General features: G+C 50.9%; 6 protein-coding genes. All 6 read left to right on the forward strand.

Going from position 1 to position 6,981, the window contains the following annotated elements:
* On the forward strand, window positions 1-2,916 hold a 2,916-nt coding region (locus PHH49_08440; protein MDD5488966.1), incomplete at its 5' end, for a PAS domain S-box protein.
* A 73-nt stretch (window positions 2,917-2,989) separates the two neighbouring features.
* Entirely contained in the window at window positions 2,990-3,361 is a 372-nt protein-coding gene (locus PHH49_08445; GenBank protein MDD5488967.1) for a response regulator, read from the forward strand.
* A gap of 24 nt (window positions 3,362-3,385) precedes the next feature.
* On the forward strand, window positions 3,386-3,739 hold the full coding sequence (locus PHH49_08450) for a response regulator (protein ID MDD5488968.1): 354 nt from the start codon (window positions 3,386-3,388) through the stop codon (window positions 3,737-3,739).
* 1 nt (window position 3,740) lies between these two features.
* The gene (gene tgt, locus PHH49_08455; GenBank protein MDD5488969.1) at window positions 3,741-4,937 is read left to right on the forward strand and encodes a tRNA guanosine(34) transglycosylase Tgt; all 1,197 of its coding nucleotides are present in this window, start codon (window positions 3,741-3,743) and stop codon (window positions 4,935-4,937) included.
* Window positions 4,938-5,099: 162 nt separating this feature from the next.
* Window positions 5,100-5,432 carry a preprotein translocase subunit YajC gene (gene yajC / locus PHH49_08460; GenBank protein MDD5488970.1) on the forward strand — a complete coding sequence of 111 codons (333 nt, stop codon included), beginning with the start codon at window positions 5,100-5,102 and terminating at the stop codon, window positions 5,430-5,432.
* Between the two features lie 53 nt (window positions 5,433-5,485).
* A partial coding sequence (secD, locus tag PHH49_08465) for a protein translocase subunit SecD (GenBank protein ID MDD5488971.1) occupies window positions 5,486-6,981 on the forward strand: 1,496 nt, incomplete at its 3' end.

Consider the following 6,981-nt stretch of genomic DNA (forward strand, 5'->3'; position numbering starts at 1 on the left):
CAGGGCGTACTGAAAAGACAGATGGAATTCGTGCTTGGCGCCACGGGTACAGGGCTGGATATAATAGATTCTGAATACAACGTCAAATATGTCGATCCGGAATGGGCCAAACAGTATGGCGATTACCATGGCAGGAAGTGCTATGAGTATTTTATGGGGGCCAATGACATCTGCCAGGGATGCGGGGTCGCCAGGGCCTTGGTGACGAAGAAGACGGTCGTGACAGAGGAAATACTGGCCAAAGAGGGCAACAAGGTGATACAGGTCACCAGCATCCCCTACCAGGATGAACATGGGAACTGGCTGGTCGCGGAGGTCAACGTGGATATCACCGCTCTTAAGACCACGCAGCGAGACCTGGAACGCAACCAAAGACAACTTGAGGCCATCCTGAACAATATTCCCGATATGGCGTGGCTAAAGGACGAAAAGAGCCGTTTTATCGCCGTGAACGAAGCCTTTAGCCTCGCGTGCGGGGTATCCCCGGATGACCTTTTGGGGAAGACTGACATCGATATATGGTCACGCGGCCTGGCGAAAAAATATCGCGAGGACGACAAGCAGGTGATGGAAGCGCGCGCGGGGAAATGCATAGAAGAACCACTTATAACAAAAGACGGAAGGGAAATAGTCATTGAGACCATAAAAACACCTATTTTCAATGACAATGACGAGGTCATCGGGACTACGGGTATAGCCAGGGATATAACCGACAGGAAAAAGACCGAAGAAAGGCTTCGTGAGAGCGAAGAGGAGTACAGGACCCTTTTCGACAGCGCGGCTGACCTTATCGCGGTAATAAACGTGGATGGTACGGTGCTTGACGTCAACAGGAAATTCGAGGTCGATAGCGGTTATTCGCAGGAAGAGATCATCGGTAAGGATATCCTCAAGACAGGTGTTATAACACACAGGTCCATAGACAAGGTGAAGTCCGCTTTCCGCGCGATAATAAAGGGAAAGGGCAATGAGGTTTTTGAGATCGAAGGTATAAACAAGAACGGCGACCTAGTCCCCTATGAGCTTCGCGTGGTGCCTATAAGGAAAGATAACAGGACGGTAGAGATACAGGCGGTACTCAGGAATATCGCTGAGAGAAAACAGGCGGAAAGAGCGATACATGAGAGCGAGGAGAAATACCGGAACGTGGTAGAGATGGCGCAAGACGGGATATGTGTTATCCAGAACCGTAAGATGGTCTACGCTAACCCCCAACTCGCGGCGCTCCTGGCAATGCCGGCCGATAAGATAGTCGGGAACGATTTCACGCGGTTCCTTGATTCGGCGGATGAAGACAGCGTCAGCAAAAAATATGAAAAACTGATCAGCGGGTCGGATAGTATACAGAGATATGAGCTGAGCGGTGTGAACATGCGGGGAGAACCGCTGGAAGTGGAAATAAGCAGCTGTTTTATAACATACGAGAACGAGCCCGCGGCACTTGTGTTCATACATGATATAAGGGACCGGAAGTTGTCGGAAAGGCGTGTCGAGGAAGCCCGTAATTACCTGGATAAGATAATAAATTCCATCGCCGATCCCATATTCGTTAAGGATGAGGAGCACAAGTGGATACTCATGAACAACGCCATGTGCGATTTCATGGGCTATAAGAGAGAGGAGCTCCTGGGCAAGTCGGATTATGATTTTTTCCCGAAAGAAGAGGCCGATGTTTTCTGGGAAAAAGACCAGTGGGTCTTCGATTCGGGCAAGGAGAATGTCAATGAAGAGAAATTCACTGACGCTGTGGGAGTAACGCATACTATTCGCACGAAAAAAACGCTGTATGTCGACCGGAAAGGCAAGAAGATACTTGTCGGTATAATAAGAGATATTACGCAGATAAGAGAGGTCTCGGATGACCTGAGCCGGCAAAAGACGCTCCTCGCCGGGATAATCGAGAACATACCGCATTTTGTTTTCTGGAAGAACAGGGAGAGCGTATACGCGGGATGCAACCCGAAGTTCGCCAAGGTGGCGGGGTTCAACAGCCCGGAGGAAGTGGTCGGCAAGAACGACTATGATATGCCCTGGAAAAAGGAAGAGGCGGATCATTACAGGAGCGTGGACAAGAACGTGATGGACGGCGGCCGTCCGGTACTTGACATGGAAGAATCGCAAAGGCAGGCTGACGGGAAAGAGGCCACCCTCCTTATGAGCAAAGTGCCGCTCTTCGACGGCGGCGGGAACGTGACGGGGGTACTCGGTATATACGCGGATATCACCGAGAGGAAATCGCTAGAGGACCTCTTAAGGCTTTCGGAGATGAAATATCGCACGATATTCGAGAACACGGGTACGGCCATGATCATAATCGACGCGGGGATGAACGTTGTGATGGCGAACTCTGAGTTCGAGAAGCTTCTGGGTTACTCAAAACGCGAGACCGAGAATATTAAAACGGTAATGGATTTCATCTGCGAAGAGTATAAGGAAGAGGTCAAGGAATACCACCGTTTGCGTGGCATCGACCCGAATTCCGTGCCGAGGAATTACGAGGTAGGGGCCCTGACAAGCGGAGGGGAACGGAAAGAACTGTACCTCACCGTCGCGCTTATCCCGGATACGGACAGGACGGTGGTGTCTTTCCTGGATGTCACGGAGCTGAAGAACAATGAGGCTGAACTTAAAAAACAGAAAGACCTCCTGGATAAGACGAACCACGCCCTTGAACACAAATTAAGGGAGTTGCAGGACGCTATAAGCCATATTAAGCGCCTGGAAGGGCTTGTGCCCATATGCGCGAACTGTAAAAAAATGCTTGTTGAAGGTAAGAATTCCAGCGAACCGGAATCGTGGATACCTCTGGAAAAGTATATATCCGAACGTACTGACGCGAGTTTCACGCATGGCCTCTGTCCGGCGTGCATAGAGAAGCTCTACGGGGACATAAAGCGCAACAGGAAAGGCCAGTGACAAGGGATATAAGACTTTCATCAGGGGCCCTTTAGTGGTAAAATGAGCTTATTAAGGCGTTTTGGAGGTGTATATGAGCAGGAAAAGGACCATATTGGCCGTTGATGACGATGAGGCTTTCCTTGTTACCCTGAAGGATATCCTTGAGGACGCCGGATACATAGCGTATGTACTCTCAGAACCGGATAAGATAGAGGCGTACATCGATAGGTACGCGCCCGATGTACTGATAATCGATATTTTCATGCCGGGACGTACGGGTTTTAACATAGTCGAGGATTTCAGGGACAAAGGGGTCTACGACGAGATACCCAAGATATTCCTGACGTGCCTGGACGATGATGTTGAGAAGATGACGGCCAGGGCATGCGGAGTGGGCCAGTATGTGACCAAGCCTTTTGAGCCTGAGGTGCTGATCGAGAAGATAAAGAAAGCTGTAAAATAAGAAGGAGCCGGAGAGAAAGAATCTATGAGGAAGAACAAGAAGATAGTCATTGCGGACGACAACGTGGAACTGTGCGGTTTTATGAAGGATATCCTGTCCGATGAGGGGCATGAGGTCGACATGGTACACAATGGATACCAACTCCTGGCGTACCTTGAGAATAACTCGCCGGAGGTGATAATACTGGACCTTATGATGCCTGAAAAGGACGGATTATCCATTATCAGCACTATTAAACAGATGTCCCCTTACGCCCGTATAGTAATATATACCGGCTACCAGGAGTACGAGAAAAGCATATACGCCAGGGCCGTAGACAGGTTCCTGGTGAAAGGCGGGGATATAGATACCCTTGTCAACACGGTAGGGGAACTGTGACGTGTCGGCGGATATGCCGGCCGCCAGGCAGGAGCCCTTATCGTCCTTTCCGGTGTCGGTCTTGTTCGGTGGATCGGAGCATAAATCAATGAAGTTCATAGTGAACTCTAAAGACGCTCATACCGGCGCCAGGTGCGGGGAACTTTTTACCTTACATGGTACGGTGAGAACGCCGGTATTCATGCCGGTCGCTACCCGCGGCGCGGTCAAGATGCTTACAGGGGCGGAGCTTGCGGACGCCGGGGTGGAAATGATAATATCCAACGCGTATCATCTCTACCTGCGGCCGGGAAAGGACGTGGTCGAACGTGCCGGGGGTCTCCACAAGTTCATGGGGTGGGGAAAGAGCATCGCTACCGACAGCGGCGGGTTCCAGGTCTTCAGCCTCGCGGGACTCCGTAAGATACGGGAGGAAGGGGTCGAGTTCCGTTCGCATATAGACGGGTCCAGGCATATGTTCACCCCGGAGAACGTGGTCGATCTACAGATAAGCCTTGGGAGCGATATAATGATGCCGCTCGACGAATGTGTGCATTATCCCGCGACAAGGGATTACGTGGAAGACTCCGTGGGGCTTACCCTTAAATGGCTGGAAAGGGCGAAAAAGCATTTTATATCGCGGGAAGCGAAAAGCGCTCTTTTCGCCATTGTGCAGGGAAGTACATATAAGGACCTGAGAGAGAGATGTTCCCTTGCCATGGCCGAGATGGATATGGATGGTTATGCCCTGGGGGGGATCGGTGTCGGTGAGCCGGTCGAACTGATACACGAGATAACGAATTTCACGTCGGGTCTGCTACCGCAGAACAAGGTGAAATACCTTATGGGGGTGGGAACCCCTCCGGAAGTATTGGAAGCCATTGCCGGAGGTATAGACATGTTCGATTGTGTGGTGCCAACACGTAACGGGCGTAACGGCCAGGCGTTCACCGACGTTGGTGAGCTCCAGCTGAAAAATGCCCGTTTCAAGGACGACACGCGTCCGATAGACGAGAAGTGCGGATGTTACGCTTGCAGGAATTACTCAAGAGGGTACCTGAGGCATATGTTCCTTTCCGGGGAGGTGCTTGGGCCGAGGATGGTATCCCTTCATAACATAAGTTTCTACGCGGACCTCATCAGGCGGTGCCGCGTAGCTATAGAAGAAGGTGTTTTCGGCGGATTCAAGAAGTCGTTCCTGGCCGGGTACGCCGCATAGTGCGCGTATAAACCTTTTTGTGTAAATAAGTTATGCTCAAAGAGCTCGATCCGCGACATTTCTTCCGGAAAAGGCTCGCCATAATATGTTTGTATTTTATGGATTTGTAAGTATAATTATTAAAGTTTTATTATTAACCGAAAAGACAGGAGAGATGATAGTATGTTAACTTTAGCATTCGCTCAGGATGCCGGTGCTTCACAGTCGGCAAGTACGGCTTCGGGATCACCCATGGGCATGATATATTACATGCTCGTGGTCTTCGCCATATTCTATTTCCTTCTTATCCGCCCCCAGAAGAAACAGCAGAAGGAGCATCAGAATATGCTGGAAGCCATAAAGAAGAATGACGAGGTCATTACGTCAGGAGGGATGTACGGTACGGTCGTTAATATCCAGAATGACATCGTTACCCTGCGCGTGGACGACAATACCCGGATAAAAGTCCAGAAATCGGCTATATCCGGTATCAAGAAGACCAAAAAAGAGGAATAACCTGTTAATACCGCGTTGTAAATCATGAAAGGTCGGGAAATATGTGGAAAAGCATGAAATTCAAAAGCCTTCTTATAGTCCTGGTCACGGGGTTGGCTATATGGTTCTCGTATCCTCCGTTGGATATAAAGGACTCGAACGGCAATGTTGTCGAGAACGGTAAACTTAACCTGGGGCTTGATCTCCAGGGTGGTATGCATCTGGTGTTGCATGTCGATACATCAAAACTTTCCGAGAACGAGGCCAAGGACGCTCCGCAGCGTGCGCTTGAGATAATCCGCAACAGGATAGACCAGTTCGGCGTGCTTGAGCCGGTCATACAGCTCCAGGGCAAGGATCGCATCCTGATACAGCTCCCGGGCGTGACCGACAGGGAAAGGGCAAAGGAGATAGTCGGGAAGACCGCCCATCTTGAGTTCCGGCTTGTAAGTGACAACCCCGAACTCATCAATAAAGCCGCTGCCGGCGAGGTAGTGGAAGGATACGAGCTGAAGAGCATGAAGACGCGTGACGGTAAGATGGAAACGCTTCTTGTGGAGGATAACTCCGTGCTTACAGGGGACATGCTGGTCGATGCTACTACGGAATTCAGCCAGCAGGGGTTCGGATTACCATACGTTTCTCTTGAGCTCAATGATAAAGGAGGCGCGCTTTTCGCGGATGTTACCGGCAGGAACGTGGGAAAGAGGCTGGCCGTGGTGCTTGACGGTGAGGTGTATACGGCTCCGGTGATACGGGAACGGATACCTTCAGGCCGCGCGCAGATAACAGGTAATTTTTCCGTGCAGGAAGCGAAAGATATATCCCTTGTCCTCCGGGCGGGCGCGCTCCCGGCACCGGTCGAGATCATAGAGGAACGCAGTGTAGGGCCGGCGCTCGGTAAGGATTCTGTGGAAAAAGGTATAAGGGCCATCCTGACGGGGGGTATGGTCGTATTTGTGTTCATGGCAGTGTATTATCTTCTTGCCGGTGTGGTGGCTGACCTGGCGCTTGTCCTGAACATCCTGCTCATAACGGGAGCCCTGTCGTATTTCGGCGCGACACTTACGCTTCCGGGCATAGCGGGTCTTGTGCTTACGATAGGTATGTCGGTCGACGCTAACGTGCTTATATTTGAGAGGATAAGAGAGGAAGCCAACGTAGGGAAATCATTGAGGGCGGCCATACACGCCGGGTATGACAAGGCTTTCTGGACGATACTTGACTCCAACGTAACGACACTTATCACCGCGCTCATACTTTTCCAGTTCGGGACAGGCCCGGTGCGCGGGTTCGCGACCACGCTCAGCATCGGTATACTCGCGAGCATGTTCACCGCGCTTGTGGTCACGCGTCTCGTGTTCGATATCATTACGCAGTGGAACCCCAGGATGGAAAAACTGAAAATGCTCCAGTTCTTCGAAAAGCCGGATATACCTTTCATCAAGATGAGAAAATTCGCGTATACGTTCTCGCTTGTGGTCATAGCGGTCGGCATGATCTTTTTTTACCAGAGAGGCGCCGCCAACTATGGCGTTGACTTCACCGGAGGAAGGCTGCAGCAGTTCAA

It is taken from the genome of Candidatus Omnitrophota bacterium (assembly GCA_028715965.1).
In the GTDB taxonomy this organism is placed as follows: domain Bacteria; phylum Omnitrophota; class Gorgyraeia; order Tantalellales; family Tantalellaceae; genus JAQUQS01.

Bases quoted from the DNA above. Each gene is read 5' to 3' on its own strand.
- yajC (MDD5488970.1), top strand. From the start codon at position 5,100: ATGTTAACTTTAGCATTCGCTCAGGATGCCGGTGCTTCACAGTCGGCA.
- PHH49_08450 (MDD5488968.1), top strand. From the start codon at position 3,386: ATGAGGAAGAACAAGAAGATAGTCATTGCGGACGACAACGTGGAACTG.
- PHH49_08445 (MDD5488967.1), top strand. From the start codon at position 2,990: ATGAGCAGGAAAAGGACCATATTGGCCGTTGATGACGATGAGGCTTTC.